This window comes from Jeotgalibacillus alimentarius, assembly GCF_000829445.1.
GTDB lineage: Bacteria > Bacillota > Bacilli > Bacillales > Jeotgalibacillaceae > Jeotgalibacillus > Jeotgalibacillus alimentarius.
Genome location: NZ_JXRQ01000029.1, coordinates 54,007 through 79,630, shown reverse-complemented (window position 1 = coordinate 79,630; position 25,624 = coordinate 54,007). Strand labels below are relative to the sequence as shown.

At 45.7% G+C, this 25,624-nt stretch carries 23 protein-coding genes; 12 read left to right on the top strand and 11 right to left on the bottom strand.

What is annotated here, in order from left to right; genetic code table 11:
• Positions 1 to 156: 156 nt before the first annotated feature.
• Both KP77_RS15300 and KP77_RS15295 read right to left on the bottom strand, forming a co-directional pair.
• Positions 157 to 1,485, bottom strand: a complete 1,329-nt coding sequence (locus KP77_RS15300; RefSeq protein ID WP_041123619.1) for an ABC transporter substrate-binding protein — start codon at positions 1,483 to 1,485, stop codon at positions 157 to 159.
• 21 nt (positions 1,486 to 1,506) lie between these two features.
• Positions 1,507 to 2,493 (bottom strand): LacI family DNA-binding transcriptional regulator, encoded by a 987-nt coding sequence (locus KP77_RS15295; protein WP_041123618.1) that lies wholly within the window; start codon positions 2,491 to 2,493, stop codon positions 1,507 to 1,509.
• 419 nt (positions 2,494 to 2,912) lie between these two features.
• Between KP77_RS15295 and KP77_RS15290 the strand changes: the two genes are divergently transcribed.
• From KP77_RS15290 to KP77_RS17690, 3 genes are all read left to right on the top strand, one after another.
• Positions 2,913 to 3,656 (top strand): Cof-type HAD-IIB family hydrolase, encoded by a 744-nt coding sequence (locus KP77_RS15290; RefSeq protein WP_041123617.1) that lies wholly within the window; start codon positions 2,913 to 2,915, stop codon positions 3,654 to 3,656.
• A gap of 102 nt (positions 3,657 to 3,758) precedes the next feature.
• Complete coding sequence (locus tag KP77_RS15285; RefSeq protein WP_041123616.1) at positions 3,759 to 4,586, top strand: aldo/keto reductase; 828 nt, start codon at positions 3,759 to 3,761, stop codon at positions 4,584 to 4,586.
• Positions 4,587 to 4,911: 325 nt separating this feature from the next.
• Positions 4,912 to 6,117, top strand: a complete 1,206-nt coding sequence (locus KP77_RS17690) for a general stress protein (protein WP_052474323.1) — start codon at positions 4,912 to 4,914, stop codon at positions 6,115 to 6,117.
• A 253-nt stretch (positions 6,118 to 6,370) separates the two neighbouring features.
• On the opposite strand, the gene KP77_RS15275 is transcribed toward KP77_RS17690, so the two are convergent.
• The 8 genes from KP77_RS15275 to argC form a co-directional block, all read right to left on the bottom strand.
• Positions 6,371 to 6,841, bottom strand: coding sequence for a hypothetical protein (locus KP77_RS15275; RefSeq protein WP_041123615.1), 471 nt, complete (start codon positions 6,839 to 6,841; stop codon positions 6,371 to 6,373).
• Positions 6,842 to 6,968: 127 nt separating this feature from the next.
• Positions 6,969 to 7,910, bottom strand: a complete 942-nt coding sequence (gene argF, locus KP77_RS15270; protein ID WP_041123614.1) for an ornithine carbamoyltransferase — start codon at positions 7,908 to 7,910, stop codon at positions 6,969 to 6,971.
• On the bottom strand, positions 7,907 to 10,975 hold the full coding sequence (locus KP77_RS15265) for a carbamoyl phosphate synthase large subunit (protein WP_041123613.1): 3,069 nt from the start codon (positions 10,973 to 10,975) through the stop codon (positions 7,907 to 7,909). The genes argF and KP77_RS15265 overlap by 4 nt, the downstream gene beginning before the upstream one ends.
• On the bottom strand, positions 10,968 to 12,029 hold the full coding sequence (locus tag KP77_RS15260; protein WP_041123612.1) for a carbamoyl phosphate synthase small subunit: 1,062 nt from the start codon (positions 12,027 to 12,029) through the stop codon (positions 10,968 to 10,970). The genes KP77_RS15265 and KP77_RS15260 overlap by 8 nt, the downstream gene beginning before the upstream one ends.
• 274 nt (positions 12,030 to 12,303) lie before the next feature.
• Entirely contained in the window at positions 12,304 to 13,458 is a 1,155-nt protein-coding gene (locus KP77_RS15255) for an acetylornithine transaminase (RefSeq protein WP_041123611.1), read from the bottom strand.
• On the bottom strand, positions 13,455 to 14,228 hold the full coding sequence (gene argB, locus KP77_RS15250; protein ID WP_041123610.1) for an acetylglutamate kinase: 774 nt from the start codon (positions 14,226 to 14,228) through the stop codon (positions 13,455 to 13,457). Before argB ends, KP77_RS15255 begins: the two co-directional genes overlap by 4 nt.
• Positions 14,191 to 15,417 (bottom strand): bifunctional ornithine acetyltransferase/N-acetylglutamate synthase, encoded by a 1,227-nt coding sequence (gene argJ, locus KP77_RS15245; protein ID WP_041123609.1) that lies wholly within the window; start codon positions 15,415 to 15,417, stop codon positions 14,191 to 14,193. The genes argB and argJ overlap by 38 nt, the downstream gene beginning before the upstream one ends.
• Before the next feature lie 56 nt (positions 15,418 to 15,473).
• Complete coding sequence (gene argC, locus KP77_RS15240) at positions 15,474 to 16,505, bottom strand: N-acetyl-gamma-glutamyl-phosphate reductase (protein WP_041123608.1); 1,032 nt, start codon at positions 16,503 to 16,505, stop codon at positions 15,474 to 15,476.
• Between the two features lie 437 nt (positions 16,506 to 16,942).
• On the opposite strand from argC, the gene KP77_RS15235 reads away from it, so the two are divergent.
• The 6 genes from KP77_RS15235 to KP77_RS15210 all read left to right on the top strand — a co-directional run bounded on the left by KP77_RS15235 (position 16,943) and on the right by KP77_RS15210 (position 20,317).
• Positions 16,943 to 17,206 (top strand): hypothetical protein, encoded by a 264-nt coding sequence (locus tag KP77_RS15235; protein WP_041123607.1) that lies wholly within the window; start codon positions 16,943 to 16,945, stop codon positions 17,204 to 17,206.
• Positions 17,203 to 17,574: a VOC family protein gene (locus KP77_RS15230; protein WP_041123606.1), complete on the top strand. Its 372-nt coding sequence runs from the start codon at positions 17,203 to 17,205 to the stop codon at positions 17,572 to 17,574. The genes KP77_RS15235 and KP77_RS15230 overlap by 4 nt, the downstream gene beginning before the upstream one ends.
• Before the next feature lie 198 nt (positions 17,575 to 17,772).
• Entirely contained in the window at positions 17,773 to 18,141 is a 369-nt protein-coding gene (locus tag KP77_RS18560; protein ID WP_052474321.1) for a response regulator, read from the top strand.
• Between the two features lie 99 nt (positions 18,142 to 18,240).
• On the top strand, positions 18,241 to 19,029 hold the full coding sequence (locus tag KP77_RS15220; protein ID WP_041123605.1) for a hypothetical protein: 789 nt from the start codon (positions 18,241 to 18,243) through the stop codon (positions 19,027 to 19,029).
• A complete protein-coding gene (msrB, locus tag KP77_RS15215) occupies positions 19,026 to 19,994 on the top strand; it encodes a peptide-methionine (R)-S-oxide reductase MsrB (RefSeq protein WP_041123604.1) in 969 nt (322 codons plus the stop codon). Before KP77_RS15220 ends, msrB begins: the two co-directional genes overlap by 4 nt.
• Before the next feature lie 14 nt (positions 19,995 to 20,008).
• Complete coding sequence (locus tag KP77_RS15210; protein ID WP_041123603.1) at positions 20,009 to 20,317, top strand: hypothetical protein; 309 nt, start codon at positions 20,009 to 20,011, stop codon at positions 20,315 to 20,317.
• 303 nt (positions 20,318 to 20,620) lie between these two features.
• On the opposite strand, the gene KP77_RS15205 is transcribed toward KP77_RS15210, so the two are convergent.
• Positions 20,621 to 21,430, bottom strand: a complete 810-nt coding sequence (locus KP77_RS15205) for an SGNH/GDSL hydrolase family protein (protein WP_041123602.1) — start codon at positions 21,428 to 21,430, stop codon at positions 20,621 to 20,623.
• Between the two features lie 158 nt (positions 21,431 to 21,588).
• Between KP77_RS15205 and KP77_RS15200 the strand changes: the two genes are divergently transcribed.
• The 3 genes from KP77_RS15200 to KP77_RS15190 are packed head-to-tail and all read left to right on the top strand — an operon-like array spanning position 21,589 to position 25,496.
• Positions 21,589 to 22,059 carry an SRPBCC family protein gene (locus KP77_RS15200; RefSeq protein WP_041123601.1) on the top strand — a complete coding sequence of 157 codons (471 nt, stop codon included), beginning with the start codon at positions 21,589 to 21,591 and terminating at the stop codon, positions 22,057 to 22,059.
• Entirely contained in the window at positions 22,040 to 23,221 is a 1,182-nt protein-coding gene (locus KP77_RS15195) for a class I SAM-dependent rRNA methyltransferase (protein ID WP_041123600.1), read from the top strand. The genes KP77_RS15200 and KP77_RS15195 overlap by 20 nt, the downstream gene beginning before the upstream one ends.
• A 28-nt stretch (positions 23,222 to 23,249) precedes the next feature.
• Complete coding sequence (locus tag KP77_RS15190) at positions 23,250 to 25,496, top strand: helicase C-terminal domain-containing protein (protein WP_235420734.1); 2,247 nt, start codon at positions 23,250 to 23,252, stop codon at positions 25,494 to 25,496.
• Positions 25,497 to 25,624: the final 128 nt, after the last annotated feature.

Below are 25,624 nucleotides of genomic sequence, written 5' to 3'. Positions count from 1 at the left end.
CTTCGTCCTGTTGTCATTTAGCGCCTTACGCTTTTACGATATCCAGCTCCAGGCGCTAGCTGCTCGAGTCATAAGCCACTGAGCGATAAAGGGAAAGTTCGCCCTTTTTCGCTCAGCGTCTTATGCTTGTCGCAGCTGATCAAGCGCCTTACGCTTTTATTCTGCCATTGCTGCTTCCATTTCTTCCTGCATGTTAGCAGCTGCTTCTTCAGCTGTGATTTCTCCTGCAAGTGCTCTTGAAAGCTGAACCTGCATGATGTCAGAAATACGTGGATAGATCGGTGTTACCGGTCTTGGTACAGCATTTTGAAGTGTTTCAACGAACTGCTCGTTAGCAAATAGTGTTGCAGCTTCCTGAACTTCAGTCTCTTCATAAAGTGCTTCAATTGTCGGTGCGCGTCCACCTTCAACTGCACTGATTGTCTGGCCTTCTGCACCAGTCATGAATTTAACGAATTCCCATGCAGCTTCCTGGTTTTCAGAATAACGGTTAATCATTGTCATCCATCCGCCAAGTGTCGCCGCGCTTCCTGCATCCCCTTCAGGAAGTGTTGCGAATCCTACGTTACCTGCAACTTCAGAAGCTTCTTCGTCAGCTGAAGTTGACTGCATGTAAGGCCAGTTACGGGCAAATACTGCCTGTCCGCCAACCCATGCGTTATTTGTTTCAGTTTCCTGGAAGCTTAAGATATTGCTTGGTACGAAATCAGAGTTAACGATATCGATCATTGTCTGGATCCCTGCAATTGTTTCTGGGCTGTTCACCACGACTTCGTTGTTTTCGTCAACAACTTGTCCGCCGTGAGAAGCGATGAATTCAATCGCGTTTGTAACCATTCCTTCATATTGATTAGCCTGCATCAGATAACCGAACTCAGTTCCTGCTTCACCCTGAAGTTCAGCAGCCATTGTCATTAGCTCATCCCATGTTGTAGGAGGTGTTTCTACGATATCTGTACGATAGTAGAGTAGCCCTGCATCAGTGAACTTAGGCATTGCATACTGGCGTCCATTGAATTGACCTGAAGCAACCGTACCCGGGAAGTAATCATCCATATTGATGCCGTCTGCTTCAATGAAGCGGTCAAGCTCAAGTGCGTACTGTCCCTGGGCAAATTCAGCCGGCCAGATTACGTCTGCGTCGAACACATCAATAGAGGCATCCTGCGAACTGAACATTGTGACGTACTGGTCATGAGAAGCCCCTGTATCTGCAGGCATTTCACGGTACTCAACATCAATGTTCGGGTTTTGCGCTTCGAACTCTTCGATTAGTTTGTCAGTTGCACCCGTTACGTCAACACCTGCAGCATAAGTGATCGTTACTTGTTCCTGTTCTTCAGTAGCGCCATCATCTCCGCCTGTGTCTGAACCTGCGTCGTTATTTCCAGTGTCTGTTGATTCGTCATCTCCGCTACATGCTGCAAGAAGTAAGCTCATTGTCAGTACAGTAGCGCCGGCAACTTTTTTGTTCCAAAGTTTCATAAAGTAAAGCCCCCTTAGTTTTTAAGTTGATTGTCTTTCAATTAATTTCAAAGGTAGAAGAATATCTTCTGCCCTGTTTTCACGTTTTCCCTCAATAATTTCAAGCATGACTTCCATCGCTTTTTCACCAATATCAGAAGTGAACTGATTAATCGTTGTAAATTGAGGATCCATCAGCGTAGCAATCGGCTGATCATCGAATCCGACAACTGCAAGATCATCAGGGACGCACCAGCCATTCAACTGTGCTTCCTTAATCATTCCTGCTGCCACTTCATCACTTCCGGTAAAGAAAGCAGTAGGGCGGTCTTCCATTGCGGCAATGCGTCTGAAAATGTCTCTGCCATCTTTAATTGTAAAAATGTCCTTGAACATCCACTCAGGGTTTGGTTCGATTCCGGCTTCTGTAATCGCTTTCAAATATCCTTTGCGGCGATTCACAGAAACGCTGCTGTCGTTCCCCTGGCAGTAACCGATTTTTCTGTGTCCCTTGTCGAGTAAGTGCTTCGTACCAATATATCCGCCTTCAACCTGGTCGAGACGGACTCTCGTGACTGTTGCATCGGGATCGTATTCATTGCAGTAAATGACAGTGCCGTACCTTGTAAACGGGGCAATTGCTTCCCATTTGTTTTCGGCTGCTGCCAGAATAATGCCGTCGACCTGCTTGGACTGAAGCAGCTCAAAATACTCCAATTCTTTTTCAGGATTGATTCTTGTGTTACAAAGAATCAACTGATAGCCATGTTTTGCTGCTTTCTGCTCCATCGCATCGACCAGCTGGCTGAAAAAAGGATTCACGATTCTGGAGATCAAAACGGCAACTTTCTTTGTCTTTATGTTGCGCAGTCTCCGTGCAGAGGAGTTCGGTACATAACCAAGCTCTTCCATCGCTCTTTGTACAGCCTGCTTTTTGTCTTCACTGACGTACGGATGATTGTTAATCACTCTTGATACGGTAGCCTGTGACAACCCAGCTTTTAGCGCCACGTCTTTAATGGTGTACACGCGCTGACCCTCCTATAGGAACACCCCCATTTGTGAATTCATATGAAATCGTTTTCACGTCTCAAGCATATAACATTATGAAATCGATTTCAATACTAAATAAAAAAATTCTTAATATTCTTTTTATTCTGATTAATCATGACAATTGAAATGTTTTTCATTGGATAGAGTGGGTGTAAGTGCCTGTGAAAGCGAATTTCCTATGTATTCCTTCATAAATAACTGGAGGTCAGCCGGGTTAACACTATGAAAACATGAAAGCGCCTTCCTGTCTATACATCTGAGGTAAATATTATTCATTAAATAGTATTTTGGAGAACGAAACATTTTTCGTGAACCTTGATTCACAAAGGGTTCCGGTCGATTTAATCAGTTGAAACGTCTATACTTGTATGCAGAAGATTTGGAAGGAGACTCACATGAAAAAAGATATACAGTTAATTGCTCTTGATATGGATGGCACGCTTCTCAGAAATGATCACAGCGTGTCTGAAGAGAACAGAGAAGCTATTAAAACGGCACAGGAACAGGGGAAAGCAGTCATGGTCAGTACTGGACGTCCCCTTTTATACGCGGAAAAAATTGTTGACTCCCTGAACCTCTCGACCTATCTGATCACGGTTAACGGAGGGGAGATCTGGAGTCCTGAGCGCACATTGATTGAAAGAACAATCATTGATTCGTCTCATGTTGAGTTTATGCTGGACATGGCACTGAAACATGACACGCATTACTGGTCTTCAACCGTAGAAGGTGTCTTTAATAAAAACACAACCTTCCCGAAAAACATTTATGATTTCCAGTGGCTGAAGTTCGGCTTTGATATAAAAGATGATGATGTACGGGAACTGATCTGGAACGAGTTATCAATGCGGGAGGAGCTCGAAGTGACGAATTCCAGTATGACTAATATAGAAGTCAACGCTGCCGGCATTAATAAAGCTGCTGCAATCCGCAAAGTCTGTAAAAGATTGAATATCAGTATGGATGAGGTTATGGCAGTCGGCGACAGTCTGAATGACCTTGCGATGATCAAAGAATCAGGTATTGGCGTTGCAATGGAAAACGCTCAGCCGAAAGTAAAAGAAGCAGCTGACTGGGTTACACATTCCAATGAGGATCATGGTGTAGCAGAAGCGATCAGACGCTTTGTGCTCAAGTGATGGTTTATTTCTTTCGGAAACGGAAATAACAAAGAATGTGACTTTAAGGATGCACATGTATATACTTAATCTGAATTTTCACATTCGAAAGGAGTTTTTCACATGGATATCGTTACATTAAATAACGGGCTGAAAATGCCTCAGATCGGACTTGGCGTTTGGCAGGTTGAAGATCATCAAACAGGCGTTGACTCAGTAAAGAAAGCGATCCAAACAGGTTACCGCTCAATTGACACAGCCATGATTTACAAAAACGAAGAAGCTGTCGGACAGGGTATCCGAGAAGCCGGCGTGCCCCGTGAAGAACTATTCATCACGACAAAAGTCTGGAACGCAGACCAGGGCTATGACAGCACGCTTGAAGCATTAGAGACAAGTCTTGAAAAGCTTGGGCTTGATTACGTGGATCTTTATCTAATTCACTGGCCAATGCCTGAAAAAGATAAATATGTAGAAACATATAAAGCGCTTGAAAAGCTGTATGAAGACGGAAAAGTAAAAGCGATCGGCGTATGTAACTTTGAAATTGAGCACCTGCAGCGCCTGATGAATGAGTGCACAGTGAAGCCTGTTTTAAATCAGGTAGAGTGCCACCCGTACCACGGACAGCATGAGCTGAAGGAATTCTGTGCGAAGCATGACATTTTCCTTGAAGCATGGAGCCCGCTAATGCAGGGTGGAGAAGTACTTGAAGATGATATCATCCGCAATATCGCTGAAAAGTACGGCAAAGAGCCTGCACAGGTTGTTATCCGCTGGCACCTTCAGTCTGGCAGCATTGTGATTCCGAAGTCAGTGACACCGTCACGCATCGAATCAAACTTCGACGTTTTTGACTTCGCATTGACTGAAGACGAACTGAAAAGTATCAATGCCCTTGACCGCGGCGAGCGTAAAGGTCCACATCCAAATGAAATGAATAAAGAATAAATGATTGATTGACCCGGGAGCTGAAGTGCTTCCGGGTTTTTTCGTGGACAAAAGCTTTTTTAAGAAAATAATGATATAAGTCTGAGACCTGATCATGCCATATGACTAATAGTCCATGAGAAATGAGCGGAACGGATGGCGGCGTCCCTGCGGAAAGCGTCCACCCGAAGCGCGGTGAACAGAGCACATGACAAATATTACAATTAGTAGGTAAATATCATTATTTACCATTACGAAACACTTCAGGTTGTTTTAACATTTCATAGACAGGGTATTTCCAAACTATGTTGAAAAAATTCAGAACGACTCCAGAGGAGGAACTACCATGTCAAAAACATTTGTAGAAACATTTCATTCAGAACAGGATGTTCTAAAGAAAATCGAAGACCTTAAATTACAGGGATACAAAGAAAGTGATATGTATGTAGTTGCACGTGATAAAGATGAATTGTCACTGGTAAGAGGACGCACTGACGCTGATATCGAAGCAGTTGAAGGAAACTGGTGGGATAAATTCAAAGCATTTGTTGCAGGAGATTCTTCTGTAAGAGAAGCATTTGACCGTATGGGAATGGAAAAAGAAGATGCGGAACGTTATTACGATGAAGTACGAAACGGTGCATATTTATTATATGCCGATAGTGCTTATGCAGATGAGAACGATGATTATGTAAGTCCGGCAGCCGGTGGACTTGATCCGGATTCACGTGCAGATCATCAGGTGAGCGGAACGAATTTTACAGAGGACCAGACGCACAGCCGTACATCAGCTGCTGAAGGTGCCGGCAGACCGCTCGCTGAACGAACAGACCATAACACTGCAGGTGTGGATCATGACCGCGCACTGGGTGATCGCGACCGTTATGTTGATCCGAATATTGATAATCCCGAACCAACACAGCCGGTCAATGACAGCAGAGAAGATGTGATCAGAGCTGAAGAACAGCGCACACCTGATCATTCAGGACATAAAGATGCCGCTGCAGCAGATCGTCATGATGAAGATCCTGAAGAATATCGTGCACCGGATGACCGCGGCAAAATCCTTGAGCCTTCTGAACATGATAAGAAGCAATATGGCGGAGGCCAGGGAGATGAAGAGTTTTCACCTGACGCAGTAGATGCCGGTACACCGCGCGGCCAGGTCAGACCGGATCAGCCGAACTACCAGGGAGATCCGTCTGGTAAACACCGTCATGAAGAGGTTGAACCACCGGAAGAGCATGGTGGAGCGGATAACAACCGCCGTGTGGTGGATGGACAGGAATCAGTATGGGTGGACAGAAGCCAGGCTAACAGTGACAGAGATGTTAAAGCTGAAGCTGACAGCAAAGGCCGTCTGCGTGGTCAGGAAGACATTTCTGAGCAGAATCCCAATGAACATGCCCACCAGGAGCACCCGGGAGAGGAAACAACGCTGCGCGACCGTGATCGTGCAAAGCCATCTCATGACCCTAGACTCGATAAGGAAGAGAAGGAACGTCGACTGTTAATGGAAGAAAATCATTTTAGAAATAAAGATCGTTTATAATCAGTGGAGAGTGAACCCGGAGCGGGCAGAGATGCCTGTAACCGGGTTTTTTGTGTGTGGGAACGGGTGGGAGTGGCGGATAGGGGGTAGGTCATATGACCCGATAAAGCGAACAATTCACTTTAAGCGTCGAACATTCAATGTTATCCTTCGAAGTTTGCCTTACATTCGCCGAAACATCGCCCTTCAACGCTGAACATCCACTGTATTACGCCGAACCCAACCACATAACCCTAAACAAAAAACGCGCCAATCAGCGCGTTTTTTTCGAGAAGCCTTCCTGATCCAGGTAAGATGCAGCTTCTTCATATGTGGTGAAGATCCCGTCGAGCATATCGTCAGCATAGACGCTCCAAGTATCAGCGTCTTCACGTGTCAGCATCAGTTCCTGACCGTTTGCATTGACCCACGGTTCATCTGTGAAAGGTTCAAAGTCAGCGAGTTCTTCAGTCATGAGAGAATCAATAGACGCTGCAATGATACTGCGCAGATCCTCTTCGCTGCAATCACGGATATTTGTCATTCCTTTTGCGTCAGATGGATAGTCATTCAAATGTGCAGTATAGACAAAGCCGTTTCCGTTTGGATGAAGGTGGTAGACAACCGTTTTCTTTTCACGGATGCTTCCTTCAAAATGAAAATTAACCCGTCCAAGCGATACGTTATGCCGCGTTAATTCTTCAAATGATTCAATGATTTCAAGCTTTTGTTCAAAAGTAAGCATACAGTCTGCCTCCGTTCGTTAATAGATGCCGTTTATTATAGCATATTGTGCAGCGTTCACCATATGAGAGTGATTTTGTGAGTGCTCAGGAAAAAGCGGCTGAGATGGAATGTCTCAGCCGCAGTAATCACTTCCCCATCAGCGCAACAAGCAAAGCTTTTTGCGCATGTAATCTGTTTTCCGCTTCACGGAAGACAACCGAATGCTCACCTTCAAGAATAGCTGTGCTTACCTCTTCTTCACGGTGGGCAGGGAGACAGTGCATGAAAATATAGTCAGGGTCTGCGTGTGCAGCAAGCGATTCATTGACCTGGAAGCCTTCAAACGCCTTCAGTCGTGCTGCCTGTTCGGCTTCCTGCCCCATGCTTGCCCAGACGTCAGTGTAGATCACGTGAGCGCCTGTCGCTGCTTCTGCCGGATCGTGTGTAACGGTGATGTCCGCACCTGTTTTAGTGCCTTCAGCCTGTGCATATGCCAGAATTTCCTGATTTGGCTCGAAGCCTGCCGGACAGGCGAGCGTGAAGTGCATCCCTGTTTTTGCAGCACTGATCATGAGCGAATGCGCGACGTTGTTGCCGTCACCGATATATGCCAGCTTTTTATGCTTAAATGACCCGAACGTTTCATGGATGGTGAGCAGATCAGCAAGCGTCTGACACGGATGATAATCATCAGTCAGTCCGTTGATCACAGGAATAGAGCCGTTTTCAGCAAGCTCAGATACTGTACTTTGTGCAAATGTACGGATCATGATGCCATCAAGATAGCCTGACAGGACGCGTGCAGTATCAGCAATTGTCTCGCCGCGTCCCATTTGGATATCTTTTGTGCTCAGGTACATCGCATGTCCGCCGAGCTGCAGCATGCCTGCTTCGAACGACACGCGCGTACGGGTCGATGATTTCTCGAAGATCATCCCGAGCACTTTCCCCTGTAAAAGAGGAAGGTGCTTATTTTCAGGCTTTTTCAGTTCAGCTGCAAATTCAATTAACTCTAATATTTCGTTAGATGTATAGTCTCTTAACGTCAGCAGATCTTTATGCTGAAGTGTGGGAATGAGCATATTCATACGAAAACTCCTTTTTTGGGAAGCGTGTTGAAAAATGCTTCCGCAGTTTCTTTTCTTGTCCAGACGTGCAGGCGGTGAATCGCTGCTGTTCTGACTTTATCGGGATCAGCTTCAAGTGAAATCACCGCTTTTTTATCATCGCGGTCCATCCATTCAGAGAAATCGGCTGTTTCAGGTGTGTAGACTAAAAAGCCTTTTTCCTGCCATGATTTAATCAGTCCGGTTTCCTGCTGATCTGTGATATAGATGCTGCCGCCGCTCCATAAGTCAGCGAGCTGCTGGCTTGCACCGGATAATGCTTTTTTCATTGCGATTTCAGGGTCTCTGTCAGAAGCCATGACTTCACCAGTTGATGTCATCACAGGCGTCAGCTCAGGAGACAGGCCTGGCAGCTTGATATGTGAGAAGACAGGTGCTTTGACTGTAAAGCCGCGTTGTCCGTTGAAAATTTGTGAGATGCCGAGTTCATTCAGCTTTTTGCCAAGCATGATAGATGTTGCATGCTGAACGAGTGGAACATTCGTTGATTTACTGCTGATCGGCACTGTTCTTGAAGCACGCGGATTAATTTCTATGACATATAGTCCGCTGTCCTGACAGACGAACTGGATATTGAAAAGTCCCTTGAAATCGAGCTTCTTCGCAATATGAACCGCTGTATCACATACCTGATCAAGCATCGAAGCTGAGAGTGACAGAGGCGGTGTGATTGCAATACTATCGCCTGAATGGACACCGGTTCCTTCGATATGCTCATAGACAGCTGTGACCCAGGCAGTTTTTCCATCAGACAGGACATCAACTTCAGTTTCTTTCCCCTGAATAAATTTATCAACAAGGACCGGGTATTCAATCTGCGCTGAAGCTAAATAGGCTTCGAGTTCTTCATCGCTGTTCAGCTTGATCATTCCGCTGCCACCAATCACATAAGAAGGACGTAACAGAATCGGATAATTTAGGTCATCTGCAGCCTGCCAGACTTCTGCCGGCTGGTTCGCAGTAAATCCCGGAATCACCGGCAGTCCTGCGTTTTTTAAAAATGTGTAGAAGCGGTCGCGGTCTTCCATCTCATCCAGAATGTCAGAAGTGGAACCGAGCAGGTTATATCCCGCATCTTCAAGCTCTTTTGCTACATTAATAGACGTCTGTCCACCAAACTGCACAATGACTGCAGTGATACCTTCAAATTCAAGCACGTTCATAATATCTTCAGCGCATAACGGCTCAAAGTAGAGCGCATCTGCGACTTCATAATCCGTACTGACCGTTTCAGGGTTGTTATTGATCAAAACTGCTTCATAACCCATCTTCTGCAGGGCAAGTACACTGTGAACGCAGCAGTAGTCGAACTCAATTCCTTGACCGATACGGATCGGGCCTGAACCGATAACAGCAACTTTCGGTTTATTGCTGTTGCGTGTATCAGAAGAGCCGCTCCACGTTGAATAAAAGTAATTCGTCTTCGCTTCAAACTCAGCTGCGCACGTATCAACCATTCTGTATGAAGGAGTGATCTGCCACTTTTCACGCTGCTGCTTGATCAGGGAAACAGGAACATTCCAGCAGCCTGCAAGCTGCTTATCAGTGAAGCCCAGTTTTTTTGCTGCCAGCAATTTGTCCTTTGTCACTTCAGGCCAGGCAAGCTCTTCATAAGAACATTGCGCCTGAACAAGTCTTGAAAGTACTGACAGGTAATAGGGTGAAATTTTTGTCCAGTCATGCAGTGTTGAGGTTGAAATGCCTCTTTTTAAAAGCTCAAAAATTGCAAACAGTCTGCGGTCATCCGGCTCTTTTACAAGTACTTCAAGCTCCTTTGTCGTAAAATGTGACAGGGCAGGGAGGAAGAGGCCGTCAATTTTCTGATCAAGTGAGCGGATCGCTTTTTGAAAAGCTGCTTCGATTGAACGTTCAATCGCCATGACTTCACCCGTTGCTTTCATCTGGGTTCCAAGCTTGCGGTTCGCATTCGTAAACTGGTCAAACGGCCAGCGCGGAATTTTAACAGTGACGTAATCAAGTGCCGGCTCGAAGCTTGCAAATGTCGTTCCTGTCACGGGATTTTTCAATTCATGCAGGTAATAACCGACTGCAAGTTTTGCAGCAAGTCGTGCAATCGGATAACCGGTTGCTTTTGACGCAAGGGCAGATGAACGGCTCACACGCGGGTTCACTTCAATCAGGAAATAATCGCCGCTTGAAGGGTGCAGCGCGAACTGAATATTACATCCGCCGACAATGCCGAGCGCTTCAATAATCTTAATCGAAGATGTTCTGAGCATATGATACTCTTTATCATGCAGCGTCTGACTCGGCGCTGTCACAATCGAGTCGCCGGTATGCACACCAACCGGATCGAGGTTTTCCATATTACAAATCGTAATGCATGTACCCGCTGCATCACGCATCACTTCATACTCAATTTCCTTATAGCCTGCAATGCTTTTTTCAACGAGGCACTGATGAATCGGACTTGCAGATAGCCCCTGTTTGACAAGCGTCAGGTAAGTCTCCTGGTCAAGAGCAATCCCGCCGCCAAAGCCGCCAAGTGTATAAGCAGGGCGCACGATAATCGGGTAGCCGCATGTATCAGCAAATGCCAGAGCTTCCTTTTCGTTATAAATAATTTCACTGTCCGGAACAGGCTCGTTCAGTTCTTTCATCAATGAACGGAAAGCTTCACGATCTTCCGCTTTTTTGATGGAGTGAATATCTGTGCCAAGCAGCTTCACGCCGTACTCATCAAGAATCCCCTGATCAGTCAGTGCCATTGCGAGGTTCAATCCCGTCTGACCGCCAACTGTAGCAAGCAGTCCGTCCGGTTTTTCCTTTTCAAGAATCTCTTTCACACTTTCAACTGTCAGTGGTTCAAAATACACGCGGTCTGCAGTCGTTTCATCTGTCATAATCGTTGCCGGATTATTATTGATCAGAATGACTTCGATTCCTTCTTCACGAAGCGCGGTGCAGGCCTGAGTGCCTGAATAGTCAAACTCAGCGGCCTGACCGATCACAATCGCACCCGACCCGATTACAAGTACTTTCTTAATTTCCTGCTGTTTAGGCATGTTGTGACACCTTCTTTTCCTGATAGATCAAATTAAAAAATGAATCGAATACTTCATGATGCTCAGCCGGTCCCGGGGAAGCCTCCGGGTGGAACTGAACAGTCAACAGTGGAAGATTCTGATGCTGCAGACCTTCCACACTGCTGTCATTTACATTTGTATATAAAATGTCTACGTTAGAAGGAATAGAACCCTCCTTTACTACGTAGCTGTGATTTTGCGAGCTCATGCTGACGCGCTTCGTTTTTACATTCATGACAGGGTGATTCGCACCACGGTGTCCAAACGCCAGCTTTTCAGTTGAAGCACCAAAAGCAATCGCGAGCAATTGATGACCAAGGCAGATCCCAAGTGTCGGATATACATTCGCCCATGCGCGGTAATCATCAATTTTATGCATAAGAGATGCAGGGTCCCCAGGGCCATTTGAAAACAGTAATCCATCTAATGGCGTACTCATCAATTCGCTCGTGGATACCGTATACGGAAATACAGTCACCGTACAGCCACGGTCCAATAGCGCCTGTAAAATGGACTTTTTATAACCGAAATCAATCAATCCGATATGAGGTGAACCTTCCCCATAAGTCACAGCCTCTTTCGCTGTTACATGCGGCACGACAAATGTGCGGATTGGCTCCCAGGCAGGAAGCGGCTTTCCTTCAAGCTGCATCACCGCCTGCATCGTACCGTCTTCGCGGATTGTCTGAATGACAGAGCGCGTGTCCACGCCTGTCATAATGGGGACATTGTGCATCACAGCAAACTCTAAAAGTGAAAATCCGCGCTCAAGCGTCCCTTCATATAGTTCAGTGACAACAATACCTGCAGGTTGAATATCAGATGATTCAAGATGCAGATTCTGAATTCCGTACTGGCCCATCAGCGGGTAGGAAAATACAATGATTTGTCCATAATAGGACGGGTCTGTAAGTACTTCCTCGTAGCCTGTCATCCCTGTGAAGAAGACGATTTCTCCCTGTACGTCTTTAACTGCGCCTTTCCATGATCCTTCGAATGACTGTCCATTCGACAGTGACAGCGTTCCTTTCATGAGAACCGCCTCCTTTTGTATAAATATAAATTATAATGTAATTTTATTCATTTTAGTTAATAAGAAGACTGTCCAGGAAAGTGAATTCCAGGACAGCTGGTATTTGGGTTTGGCTGGATGCGCGACTGGTATAGGTCAAATTACACTAAGTGGCGAACATTGGTGACTTAGTGTCGAACTATACCGTTTTTTCGTCGAACACGAGTGATTAAACTTCGAACCAGCGATGATTTACGCCGAACACCCATGATTTTACGTCGAACCTCAAAAAACCTCAACTAACCGTATACTCAACCTGCATCATCGTTTTCTCAAGCACCGCGGCAGCCTGTCTACATTCCTCATAACTGACAGTCAGCGGAGGCAGCAGCCTGATGACATTTGGTCCGGCTGGCACGAGCAACAACCCGTTTTCCTCTGCTTTTTTCACAATCGGCGCGGCATCTGTGCTGAGGACGATTCCGAGCATCAGGCCCTGACCGCGGACGCATGTGACGCTAGATAATCCAAATAGGGAAGCAAGCTGTTCCCGGAGATATGCGCCTTTTTTCCGGACTTCCTCAAGAAACACTTCTTCAAACACATGATCAACGACAGTTTGTGCCGCAGTAACTGCGAGCGGGTTGCCACCATATGTGGAACCGTGCGTTCCTGGTCCGAAATGGTCAGCTAACGCCTCTGATCCGAGAATCGCACCGACAGGGAAGCCGCCGCCGAGTCCTTTTGCAAGTGTCACAATATCAGGCTTGAGTGATGTCTGTTCAAAAGCGTAGCGGCTGCCTGTGCGGCCGATACCGGTCTGGACTTCATCTATGATGAGTAAAAGTCCGTTTGATTCACACAGCTGCTGTAGCGTTGCGGCAAAGTCAGGGTCAATCGGGTTGACGCCGCCTTCACCCTGAATCACTTCGAGCATAACAGCTGCTGTGTTTTCATCAATGGCTTCTTTTAATGCATCCTGATCATTAAAAGGAATCGTTCTGAACTCAGGCATGAGCGGTCCGAATCCTTCTTTTACTTTATCCTGACCGGTTGCAGCCATCGCACCGGTTGTTCTGCCATGAAAAGACTGCTCAAATGTGATAATCACGTGCTTTCCGGTTGCTTTTCTGGCAAGCTTGATCGCTGCTTCATTCGCTTCTGCACCGCTATTACAGAAAAGCGCGCGTGATAGAGATGTATCTTTTACTAAGTCAGCTGCTAGTGTCTCCTGGGCAGGACTTTCAAACAGGTTTGAGATATGCCAGAGATTTTCAGCCTGAGCCTGGATGGCACTCACCATTTTCGGGTGGCTGTGTCCGAGACTGACAACTGCAATGCCGCTGGTGAAATCAAGATAGCTTTTACCCTGATCATCCCAGACGATTGTGCCTTCACCTTTGACAATATGAAGGGAACGCCTTGCGTAATTTTGAAACAGTGCACTCATCTGACTGCCACCTCCTTTAAAATGGTTGTGCCTTCTAGCATCTCATTGACGATCCGGACGGCTGGAATACCGCTTTGCAGGCAGCCGGCTGCTGCCTGAACTTTTGGAATCATACCGCCATATATTGTACCGTCTTCAATCCAGGCTTTGATCTCGTCAGGATTCGTTGTTGAAATGGTTGCGCCATTTACTTTTATACCGGGTGTATCCGTGACAAACAAAAGCTCATCTGCACCGATAGCAGCAGCCACTTTTTCAGCGGCTGTATCAGCATTAATATTCAACGCCTGACCATCAGCTGTGCTGCCGATACATGAAATAACCGGTACCGCATCGTTTAACATCTGAAGGATTGAAGGGTCAACCTTCTCAATTTTCCCGACAAAACCATATACGTTTTTATCGAGAAAAGACGCTTCAATCAGACCGCCGTCAAAGCCGCTTAAGCCGACTGCCCTGATATCAGACTGTCCAAGCTGGTGAACGATCCATGGGTTGACTGAGCCAATCAGCGTTGTCTGAACAAGCGTGATGGCTTTTTCAGGCGTTACACGTAAGCCGTTTATGACCGGTGTTTGTATATTTGCTTCCTGAAGGGTGCGGTTAATGGCGGGGCCGCCGCCGTGCACGATGATGACCCGTTTTCCGCTTTGAATCATCTGGTGAATGCCTTTAAAAAAGTCAGCCGTCAGACGTTCGAGTAAACTGCCGCCGAGCTTGATTACGACTGTCTCAGGTTCTATAGCTTGCGTTGATCTGTACGTAGTCATAAGTCAGATCACACCCCCATGCCAGTCCTTTTCCATCACCTTGATTCACATTCACTTTTAACTTGATTTCCGGCTGCTTTAAATACTCAGTCAGTTCATCTTCTGAGAATGCGAGCGGCTCACCTTCACGGACAACAGGCGTGGAACCGATCAGGATCTCCACTTCCTCCGGATCAATCGTCATACCGCTGTATCCGACGGCTGCTAATATGCGTCCCCAGTTGGCGTCACAACCGAATGCAGCTGTTTTCACAAGAGGTGATCCAACAACGGTCTTAGCAATTTTCCGCGCTTCCTCATCATTTTTTGCGCCGTTTACTTCCACTTCAATCAGCTTTGTCGCACCCTCGCCGTCTTTCGCGATCATTTTTCCGAGGTCTTCACAGACGTGGAGCAGTGTCTGGACAAATACTTTCCAGTCAGGGTGGGATGGCGTGAGCGTCTCATTTTCCGCAAGACCATTGGCCATGACAAGCACCATATCATTCGTTGATGTATCACCATCGACTGTAATTGAGTTGAATGAGCGGTCGACCACTGACTTCAATGCACCGTGCAGGTGATCTGATTCAATGGCCGCATCTGTTGAAATGAATCCAAGCATCGTAGCCATATTCGGATGAATCATCCCGGATCCTTTTGCGGTGCCGGCAACTGTCACAGTTTTACCGTCAATATCCACTTTATATGCTGTGTTTTTCGAAACAGTATCAGTCGTTAAGATCGACTGTGAAAAGTCGATTGACCCTTTTAAACCCGCTACAGGTTCAAGCTTTGGAATCCCGTATTTCAGTCTGTCCATTGGCAGCTTTTCACCAATGACACCAGTAGAAGCGACGCCTACAAGGTGAGGTTCAATATTTAAAAGGTTCGCTGTTAAATGCTGCATCGTCTGCGCATCCACATAGCCCTGTTTTCCGGTACAGGCATTGGCATTACCTGAATTCACGATAATTGCCTGCATCTTCTGCTCAACAGCGAGTGCCTCTTTCGTTACTTTTAAAGGAGCAGCCTGGACGGCATTTGTCGTGTAGACACCAGCTGCATTCGCAGGCACTTCGCTGACTAACAGCGCAAGATCATTCTTTTTATGTTTAATACCGCAGTGAAGACCCGCAGCTTTAAATCCGATTGGCGAAGCAATATTATTCCCTGAAATCTTCTTAATCGATGGATAGACAGTCGTCATACAAACTTCATCTCCTTAAAAGTACGGTGTGCTTTAAGTTGGCTGTTCATTTTCAACTAAATATACGAAGGGACTAAATCAAGCCCTTCTGATTCTTTAAATCCAAATTGAACGTTCATATTCTGGATTGCCTGACCGGCTGCACCTTTTACGAGGTTATCAATGACTGAGACGATCGTGGCGCGGTTCGTTCGCGGATCCACGTGGACTTGAAGGTCGCAGTAATTTGATCCATATACCTGGTTTGTGCTGAATTTCGGTCCCGGTGGCATCACTCTGACAAACGTTTCGTTTCGGTAACTGTCCTCATAACATTCCTGCAGCTGCTTTTTAGTTACACCGTCAGCAAGCGGTGCATAAGCGGCTGCCAAGATTCCCCGCGTCATTGGCACGAGGTGAGTGCTGAAGGTGATGGGTCGTGTCTTCTCCGCGAACCGGGCAAGACCGGTTTCAATTTCAGGGATATGCTGATGTTTATTTACTTTATATATTGATAAACTCTCATTGGTTTCGCTGAAATGAGTCATCTGATTCGGCTTGTTTCCTGCACCTGACACACCGCTTTTAGCGTCTATGATCAGGCTGTCTGTAAGAATCAGTCCGTTTTTCACTGCCGGGAGCAGGCTGAGCAGCACTGCTGTCGGGTAACAGCCGGGGTTTGCAACCATGACAGCATCTTTTACTGCCCCGCGGTTCCATTCCGTCAGTCCGTATACTGACTTCTGCAAAGATGTTTCCGGTGCTGCATCTTTGCCGTACCACTCAGTGTAATCCTTTGCTGACAGCCGGTAATCGCCTGAGAGATCAATGATTCTTGGCCCTTTGCCGATCAGTGGAGGAAGCAGCTTACTCGTTACGCCACTTGGTGTACTCGTGAAAATCACATCCATTTTAGCTAAATGTTCAATTCTGATTTTATGAAGAGGTGTATCATAAATATTCATTAAGTATGAATATTTATGAGAGAACAACTCTCCTTCTTCAGAAGAAGTAAACAGGTCAATTGAAGAAATTCCGCTGTGACGATGTAAAAGTCTGATTAACTCAAGACCGCCATAGCCGGTTGCTCCTATAATTCCAACTTTCACATCCATCACTCCAAAAAAATATGTTAGGCATATTATAGGTATGTATAAAAATAAAATCAACCGTATTTTTATAAAATGTTGTGCAATTCAGTTAATGGTAACGCTTACAACATAGGTAGCAGTAGGGAGAAAGTTTTTTCTATCATTCATTAACCAGTTAGGACCTGCGGATATCTTTCCGGGGTTAAATTCGTTAAAATAATAGGAGGTAAACAAAATGAAATCTATAAACGTTTGTTAGAGGTACCACTCATTTATAAATATATTTTTATCTTAAGACTTAGAAAGTATAGAAAGACGAGGTTCATTGAAGTGGAAGGCGGGGACTCAGCGGCCGCTGTCCGGAAAGCCTACGCCTGGAGCGTAAATGAATCGGCCGTATTTTACTAAACAGAGGAGGGTTTCTTATCAGCCGTATTGCATCACAGCCATATATTATGATCACGCGAAAGATTGAATGGGAAGAACAGCATATTATTGAACACGAAAGTTTTCTTCATCTCTATCCTCAAAAACTGACTGACGATTCCAACGAATTTTATTTCCACGAGATTCTTGATCTTTCCTATAAAGAAAGCATGAGAAGTTTCGGACTGCTCTATGTTCATACGACAAAAGGGCTTTTTCCTTATAAAGTGAGAGAAAACCCAATTGCATTTATCAGAATTGTTGAAGAAAAGATAAGGGAGATGAAGGGATGAGTTTTCAGTTTGAAGGTATTGATCATGTACAGTTAACAGCGCCTGCAGGCAGTGAAGATGAGGCACGCCGCTTTTATATAGATCTTCTGGGGTTGAAAGAGACACCTAAGCCTGTTAATCTTCGCGGGAATGGCGGGTGCTGGTTTTTATGTGGGAATCAGGAAATTCATATTGGCCGTGAAGAGCCCTATACGCCTCCAAGAAAAGCACATCCAGCCTTCGTGGTAAAAAATCTGGAGCAGCTCCGCATTCGTTTGACTGAAGAGAATATCACGATTCAGGAAGAACAGCCGATTGAAGGAAGAACCCGTTTTTTTGTGCGGGATCCTTTTGGCAATAAATTAGAATTTCTTGAATATCACGTTTAAGCCTATGACATCAGAGGTAAACAGGCTTCTCGCTGACAGCCTTTGACAAAAGTGCTTAAGTGTGAAAAGATGAGAACAACAGATCGCAATCTGTTGAACGAAAGTGTTTTTAGTAAGGAGCGTATTTAGTTCAAAGTTTAATAGAGAGTACAAGTGACCGTTCTGCTTATGGAATGAAAATGTAAGGAGGTCATCAGCATGCAGCGAATCATGATTATTGAAGATAACGCTGACCTTCGCCTGGATCTCACGGAACAGGTTTCAGACCTGGGGTATCAATCCATACCGGTCACAGATTTTGAACGGATTATAGAGCATTTCATCGAAGAAAAACCAGACTTGGTGCTCTTGGATGTAAAACTGCCTTATTTCGACGGCTTTTACTGGTACCGTCAAATCAGAGAGTATTCCAAATGTCCGATTGTCTATCTGTGGCATCATGAAGATGCAACAAGAGGGTTACAACTGGCAAGAGAAGGACGTAAGACAACAGGAGATATTTTGCCGCTGACGTCGGAAATGTTAAGAAATACATTGACACAGCATTTAAAAAATAGATTGAAATAGATGACTGACTCCCACGCAGAAGCCTGGGGGTTTTTCTTTTGTGAAACAAACCGCTTCCTTCATACGTATCTAAGCTATAGAAGAAACGGGGTGTCTGGAATGAAAAAAGAGAATATTGCGCTGATTGCAGGGATCGCTTTTATAGTCGGGACTGGAGCATTGATGATCTATCTGGAAAGCCAGTGGTTGAATGTACTGGTGTATCCGATTGTAGCAATTGGATCAGGGCCGTATTTTTACATAAGAGCTAAAGAAAAACAGGCAAGATGGCTGCCAGAGGCTGCCGAGCTTGAAGGGCGCTCGCTGCTCGATGAAAAGGAATGGATTTTTGAGTTTAATGGCAGTTCTTATGAGGCATTGACCATTATAAATAAAGACGGAGAATATACCGGTGCTTATAAAATTGTCAATTTGCCGTTTTGGAAAAGAGCAGTTTCAATGTTTTTCCCGGGGCTGGATACGTATTACGCTTTTACAGGAGGGATTTTCACCTCTCATAATGAACCAGCCGTTGCTTTTCAAAAGCGGAAAGAAAATGGCCGGAACGTCCTTGAGATCAGAAACCACAGGGGTGAAACAGCCGGGTATTATAAAGAAGAGAAAAAGTTAACAAGAACGAACGGTGCAATTTATACAGCTGATGGAGAACTATTATGTGATGTGAAGTCGAAGTCGATGATGGGAGATTTTAATCTATCGACAGTGGATGGCAGGTTTTTTGCTTCATATATGCACGGGTACTTTGAGTACGCCATGAAGCCGCAGTTTCAGAAGTCCAATGGACAGGATCTGGTTAAAGTCGGTGAAGAGCTTTCGGATAATGAAAAAACCCTTGCCGCAGCAGTTGTCTGCTACTGGATGAGCTATCTGCAGCGCGGCAATAGATAGAGGTGAGTGAAATGGAAAAAGCAATGTTTGCAGGCGGATGTTTCTGGTGTCTGGTCAGGCCGATCCAGGAGCGGGAAGGCGTCTTAAAAGTGATTTCGGGCTATACGGGCGGTTCAGCTGAGAATGCTGTTTATTCAAAGGTGAAAAATGGCGGCACAGGACATGTGGAAGCTGTTTATATTGAGTATGATCCTGAGCGGATTTCGTATCGTGAGCTGCTCGATATTTACTGGCCGCTGACAGATCCAACTGATGCTGAAGGACAGTTTTCAGACCGTGGTGAAGCATACCGCTCGATTATTTTTACGTATACCGATGATCAGAAGCAGGAGGCGCTCCGGTCGAAAAGTGAACTTGCTGAAAGCGGCCGTTTTGATCAGCCGATTGTGACTGAGGTCAGGGAAGTGGGCTCTTTTTATCCGGCAGAAGATTTTCATCAGGATTTTGATCTGAAAAATAGTTTTCGTTACGCCCTGTACGTTCAGGGCTCAGGACGTGAAAAGTTTCAGCGGACATACTGGCCGAAAGACAGAACGTATTTGAAAGAAAAGCTGACTGAGATGCAGTATAAAGTCACGCAGGAGAACGGGACGGAGCCTCCATATGAAAATGAGTACTGGGATAATGGACGTGAAGGAATTTATGTGGACATCGTATCAGGGGAGCCGCTCTTTTCATCGCGCGATCAGTATGATGCAGGGTGCGGATGGCCTTCGTTCACAAAGCCGATTACTGATTCTATGGTGGAAGAAAAGTGGGACGTGTCTACGAAGAACACGCGTCGGGAGGTCAGAAGCCGTCATGCTGATTCGCACCTCGGACATGTGTTTGAAGACGGACCTGCTGATAAAGGCGGCATGCGGTACTGCATTAATTCTGCAGCGCTCCGGTTTATTCCTAAGAATCGGCTTGAAGAAGAAGGTTACGGTGACTTTATGATATTATTTGCTTTAAAGAAAGATTAGAGGAGGACCTTCTGTTGAAAAACGCCAAGGTGGCTTTACTGTTATTCGGAAGCCAGTTTTTTTATTTGTTATTTCTGCCGGTCTGGTTTACTTTTTACGGCGTATCTCTGATGAATATTGAACAGGATGGTTCATTTGCAGGGCGGATGGTGCTGTATGCGGTGGGATCTTACCCGGTTGTGCTGATGGTGGCAATTGTGATCTCGTGGATGTCATATCACCGTTATAACTGGAAAAAGATGCTACTTGTGAACAGCCTGCCGATTATATGGATTGCACCGATTTTGTTTACGTTTATTTTTGCGACGATCTTTAATGGGTAGTTGAATTCGGCTCTGTTGATATTGGCTGTTGATTTCCGCTTCAGGGGAACGCTTTCCGCATGAGCCGTCTTTTGGCTCCGGTTCAATCGGACCTCCTCGGCTTCGCCTGCGGGGTCTCACCTGTCACGCTTCTCCTGCTGGAGTCGTCCCCTTACGCTCCAATCACCAGCTGAGTTAAGTTATTAATGGGCTTTAATAAAGCTTGATGATTAAAAAGCTTTACTACCATCTCCCAAGAAGCATCCGCCTGAAGCGCAGCGAAACGGTTAAAAGAGCCTGAGACGATTCTCAGGCTCTTTCCATTTACTCGCCAAAATTCGGCAATGTTAATTTGTTATTGTACAGCTGGTTAAACCACATCTCATAGCCAAGGGCATTTGGATGGATTTTATCATCGAGCATATCCTCGAGTGCAATATTGCGCTCAGTCATTTCATTTAAAATCGCATCATGTGTATCGAAGTAGTGCCAGCCGTTTTCAGCGGCTACTGCTTTTGTCAGGTTGTTGTAGTCGGCAAATGTCAGTCCGAGTTCATTCAGGCCTGATTCAGTCAGGTTTGTTTTTAAAATCGGATTTGGAGAGATGAAGAGAATTTCAACGCCAGGAATCCGTTGTGTGAATGTGCGATAGAGTTCTTCTAGAGACGCTTTTGTGACATCAAGCGTGACACTCTGACGGTAGTTATTAATCACGGATGTTTCGAGAATCAGCAGATCAGGTCTGCTCTTCAGTACGCCTTCAATCACTTCCGGACGAAGGAGCATTTCTGATGTGTAGCCTGAATGTCCATGGTTTGCAATGGTCACATGCTTAAGCGGTCTTGATGTGCTGCGGATTTCATTCTGCAGCAGGGCACGCCATGTTTGTGACGGTGTACCGGCACCAACGCCTTTTGTCACACTGCTTCCAAGCGTGGCGACGCGGGCTGATCCGTTTTTTAAGACGCGGTAGGTTAAGAAATCTATATATGAGAGTTCATCATTATATGCAGGATTAAGCTTTTGCAGTTCTTCAGCTACAGCACTTTGTTTCGAACGGTATTCACCGCGTACCATTCCCATGAGTACGAGGAACACACAGCTGATTAGCAGCAACTTAGATAAATGTTTCATCAGTCAGGTACATCCTTTCGTTTTTCAGTAACACGTTATAAATGCAATTGTAACACAAATGTAACAATTACTCAATAGGGCGTCTGTCGTCTACTCAGCATAAGACCGGTGAACACGTTATAATGGAAAAAAGTAAAAGTGTACAGGAGGGTCAAGTGATGGGTGCATTAAATCAGACAATGGTGATTGAACGGCCGCTTGAAACGGTATTTCAGGAAACCATTCAAATGGAGAAATCCCCTGAAATCATGGATCAGGTGGTCAGCATAAAGAAACTGACGGATGGGCCGCCGGCAAAAGGAACCAGGTATGAAGAAGTGAGAGACCTTGGCGGACGGAAAGTTCAGTCAGAGCTCGTTGTAACTGAGTTCGTTGAAAATAAATCCTATGCCGTAACCAGTGAGCAAAATGGTGTAAAGATTAACTTCCGTTATACATTCAGTGCTGAAGATGAAAACAGTACATTCGTTACATTTGACGGAACGATCACAACACAGGGGTTTGCCCGCTCGTTATTTAAAGGTATGATCGTGCGCATGATTTCGAAAGAGGAATTATTCCATTTACAAAAATTAAAAAACTACATTGAAAGCCGTACGGAGGTTCAGGATGACGAAAATAACAATTAAAAAAGGCTTCTCGGAAAAAATCCGTGAAGGGTGGCCGCTGCTGACGAAAGAAATGGTTCAGCAGGGTGATTATGATCAGGAAGGCCGGATATTCACCGCAATTGACCCGCGTGGACAATTTCTTGCAAAAGGATATCTGGGTAAGCAGAATAAAGGCTCGGGCTGGCTATTAACTTGGAATCAGCAGGAAGAGATTGGTGAAGCGTTTTTTAAAAAGAAGATTGAAGATGCAGCTTCACACAGAGAAGCCTTCTTCAATGATGACCAGACAGATGCATTCCGTCTGTTCAACGGGGAAGGTGACGGAATCGGCGGTCTGACGATCGATCACTATGCAGGTCATTATCTGTTTACCTGGTACAGTAAAGGAATTTATGAGTTCAGAGATGAGATCCTGCATGCGTTTGAACAGGTTCTCGACTTTAAAAGTATTTACGAGAAGAAACGGTTTGATTCAAAAGGGCAGTACGTAGAAGATGATGACTTTGTAAAAGGGGAGCGTCCTGATTTTCCGCTTGTAGTGAAAGAAAACGGTGCGCACTTTGCAGTCTATCTGAATGACGGTGCGATGACGGGTGTGTTCCTTGATCAGCGCAACGTCCGTAAAGCGATCCGTGATAAGTATGCTAAAGGTAAAAACATGTTGAACACGTTCTCTTATACAGGCGCATTTTCGGTATTTGCAGCGCTTGGCGGCGCAGTCAAAACAACTAGTGTTGACCTTGCGAACCGCAGTGTGCCGAAAACGATTGAACAGTTCAGTATGAATGGCATTGACTATGAGGCGCAGGATATTCTGGTACGTGATGTTTTCCGCTACTTTAATTACTGTGTGAAAAATGACGTGAAGTTTGACCTTGTTGTCATGGATCCGCCAAGCTTTGCCCGTTCAAAAAAACATACATTTTCAGCATCAAAAGATTACAAAAACCTTGTCAAACAGGCAATCGATATTACAGAGAAAAAAGGCGTGATTGTTGCATCAACCAACGCAGCTTCATTTGATATGAAAAAGTTTAAGTCTTTCATTGATCAGGCCTTTATAGAAAAAGGTATGCGTTATAAAATCATTGAAACCTTCTCGCTGCCGGATGACTTCCGGACGACTGAAGGCTATCCGCCCGGTGATTATTTGAAGGTGTGTGTGATTCAGACGCTCTGATCAAAACCGCCAAAAGGAGGAACATCTGATGGATCCGGTTACCTTATCTGCCAGAAGACTCGCCGAATACGTCCACCGCAGCGGCAGTATTGATGCTGCAATTGGCAGTGCGAACGCTATGATGGAAGGAACCAGAATCCATCAGGCGATCCAGAAAACGTATGGCGATGAAGATGAAAAAGAAAAATTCCTGTCACGCAGACTTGAGTTTGATGATAAAACGTTTGTGTTAGAGGGGCGCTGTGACGGCCTCTTGAAGCGTGAGAGCGGATATATTGTAGATGAGATTAAATCTACCTCAAGACAGCTAGAAGATATAGAATCGCCTGCAGAGGTCCACAAAGCGCAGGCGTTTGTCTATGCGTGGATTTTAACGGAAGAGATGGCGCTTCAGGAGATTCAGGTGCAGGTGACGTATGTGCAGTCATCCACGCGTGAAGAGAAGCGTTTTATCGATACATATGAAGCGGCATTTTTGCGCAATAAAGTAATTGAGATGGTACGAATCTATGAACCGTTTGCGACATTGATGCAGCGTCTGAAGTCAGAAAGGCAGTCATCGATTGAATCACTCAGCTTTCCATTTCCCGCATTCAGACCAGGACAGCGGCAGCTGGCGGGCTCAGTCTATAAGACGATTGATGAAAAAGCAAAGCTGTTTGCCCAGGCGCCGACAGGGATTGGTAAAACCATCTCAACATTGTTCCCTGCGATCAAAGCTGCCGGCGAAGGGAAAGTGAATCAGATCGTCTATACGACTGCTAAAACGACGACCCGTATTGCAGCCGAAGAAGCTTTTCAGCTGATGCAGGGAAGCGGTTTAAAGATGTCTGCTGTTTCCATGACTGCAAAGGATAAAATCTGCTTTAAAGAAAAAACGATCTGTCAGAAGGAATACTGTGAATTTGCTGATGGTCACTTTGACAGAATCAACGGGGCAATGATGGATATTCTTGAGCATGAGACGCTGATGACGCGCAGTGTGATTGAGTCTTATGCTATGAAGCATCGCGTATGCCCTTTTGAATTTTCGATGGATCTGTCATATGTAACAGATGCGATGATTGGAGATTATAACTATATTTTTGATCCGCGCGTGTCGAGAAAACGGATGGCCGGGGAACAGAAAAGCCGTGCCGTGCTGCTTGTTGATGAGGCGCACAATCTGCCGGACCGGGCGAGCAGTATGTATTCTGCAGCGCTGACGAAACAGCCATTTTTGCAGATCAGCAGAAATGATCAGCACCCGGCGCTCAGTCAGGCGGCGAAGCGTGTGAATAAAGCATTCCTTGAAGTGAAAAAACAGCTTGAGGAGTCATTTGCGATTGTACATAAGCTGCCGGAGCAGTGGCTTGAAGCTGTGCAGGATTTTTATACAGAAGCGGAGCGGCTCGTGCAGTCAGGCGTGCGGGATGAGCAGGTGATTGATCAGTATTTTGCTGTGCGCCAGCTGATCGCAGCTGCTGAGCAGGTGGATGAACGCTTTTACATTTATATTCAGAAAATGCGCAGTGACGTGCTGGTTAAGATCGTCTGTATGGATCCATCAGCATTTATTCAGGGGTCAGCTAAAGGGTACAGGGCCTCAGTGTTCTTCAGTGCTACGATGCAGCCTGTATCCTATATCAGAACGATGCTTGGCGGTGAACAGGAGGATTTCCAGCTCGATCTGCCTTCTCCTTTCAGCAAAGAGCAGATTGAGGTCAGGACAGTGCCGGTGTCGACAAAATATAAAGATCGTGAAGCGACTATTAAAAGAATTACAGATGAGCTGAGGGAAGCCATCCGGCGTCATACAGGCAACTTCCTGATCTTTTTCCCTTCTTATGCTTATATGAAAATGGCATATGAGTATTTTGAGGAAGAAGGGATAGAAGGTACAGATCTGAGGATGCAGTCTGCAGGAATGGATGAGACTGAGCGCGATGAATTTCTTGCTGCTTTTAAAAGCGGGAACAGGATCGCAGCGTTTGCGGTGCTCGGCGGTGTCTTCTCAGAAGGCGTTGATCTGCCGGGTGAACAGCTGACAGGCGTTGCGATTGTCGGAGTTGGGCTGCCTCAGATTAATCCTGAGCGTGATCAGCTGAAAAAGTATTTTCAGGAAAAAGGCCTGAATGGCTATCAGTATGCTTACGTATTCCCCGGCATGAATAAAGTCCTTCAGGCTGGCGGCCGGCTGATCCGGACCGAAACAGACAGTGGGATTCTGCTGCTGATCGATGACCGTTATCTGACGGGTCAGTATCAGCAGCTGCTGCCGGAGGAGTGGCGATGACGTCAATAGAGTAGTGTGGTGGTTGGGGTTCGGCGTCCGCCCCGGGATGTTCGGTGTAAAACACTGCTCGTTCGATGTTCAAACAGTCATGTTCGACGCAAAACAAGTGCGGTTCGCCACTACCAGAG

Coding starts and splice junctions, on each gene's coding strand:
- KP77_RS15300 (WP_041123619.1), bottom strand. CDS start 1,485: ATGAAACTTTGGAACAAAAAAGTTGCCGGCGCTACTGTACTGACAATG.
- KP77_RS15290 (WP_041123617.1), top strand. CDS start 2,913: ATGAAAAAAGATATACAGTTAATTGCTCTTGATATGGATGGCACGCTT.
- KP77_RS15285 (WP_041123616.1), top strand. CDS start 3,759: ATGGATATCGTTACATTAAATAACGGGCTGAAAATGCCTCAGATCGGA.
- KP77_RS17690 (WP_052474323.1), top strand. CDS start 4,912: ATGTCAAAAACATTTGTAGAAACATTTCATTCAGAACAGGATGTTCTA.
- KP77_RS15275 (WP_041123615.1), bottom strand. CDS start 6,841: ATGCTTACTTTTGAACAAAAGCTTGAAATCATTGAATCATTTGAAGAA.
- argF (WP_041123614.1), bottom strand. CDS start 7,910: ATGAATATGCTCATTCCCACACTTCAGCATAAAGATCTGCTGACGTTA.
- KP77_RS15265 (WP_041123613.1), bottom strand. CDS start 10,975: ATGCCTAAACAGCAGGAAATTAAGAAAGTACTTGTAATCGGGTCGGGT.
- KP77_RS15260 (WP_041123612.1), bottom strand. CDS start 12,029: ATGAAAGGAACGCTGTCACTGTCGAATGGACAGTCATTCGAAGGATCA.
- KP77_RS15255 (WP_041123611.1), bottom strand. CDS start 13,458: ATGAGTGCACTGTTTCAAAATTACGCAAGGCGTTCCCTTCATATTGTC.
- argB (WP_041123610.1), bottom strand. CDS start 14,228: ATGACTACGTACAGATCAACGCAAGCTATAGAACCTGAGACAGTCGTA.
- argJ (WP_041123609.1), bottom strand. CDS start 15,417: ATGACGACTGTCTATCCATCGATTAAGAAGATTTCAGGGAATAATATT.
- KP77_RS15235 (WP_041123607.1), top strand. CDS start 16,943: ATGATCACGCGAAAGATTGAATGGGAAGAACAGCATATTATTGAACAC.
- KP77_RS15230 (WP_041123606.1), top strand. CDS start 17,203: ATGAGTTTTCAGTTTGAAGGTATTGATCATGTACAGTTAACAGCGCCT.
- KP77_RS18560 (WP_052474321.1), top strand. CDS start 17,773: ATGCAGCGAATCATGATTATTGAAGATAACGCTGACCTTCGCCTGGAT.
- KP77_RS15220 (WP_041123605.1), top strand. CDS start 18,241: ATGAAAAAAGAGAATATTGCGCTGATTGCAGGGATCGCTTTTATAGTC.
- KP77_RS15205 (WP_041123602.1), bottom strand. CDS start 21,430: ATGAAACATTTATCTAAGTTGCTGCTAATCAGCTGTGTGTTCCTCGTA.
- KP77_RS15200 (WP_041123601.1), top strand. CDS start 21,589: ATGGGTGCATTAAATCAGACAATGGTGATTGAACGGCCGCTTGAAACG.
- KP77_RS15195 (WP_041123600.1), top strand. CDS start 22,040: ATGACGAAAATAACAATTAAAAAAGGCTTCTCGGAAAAAATCCGTGAA.
- KP77_RS15190 (WP_235420734.1), top strand. CDS start 23,250: ATGGATCCGGTTACCTTATCTGCCAGAAGACTCGCCGAATACGTCCAC.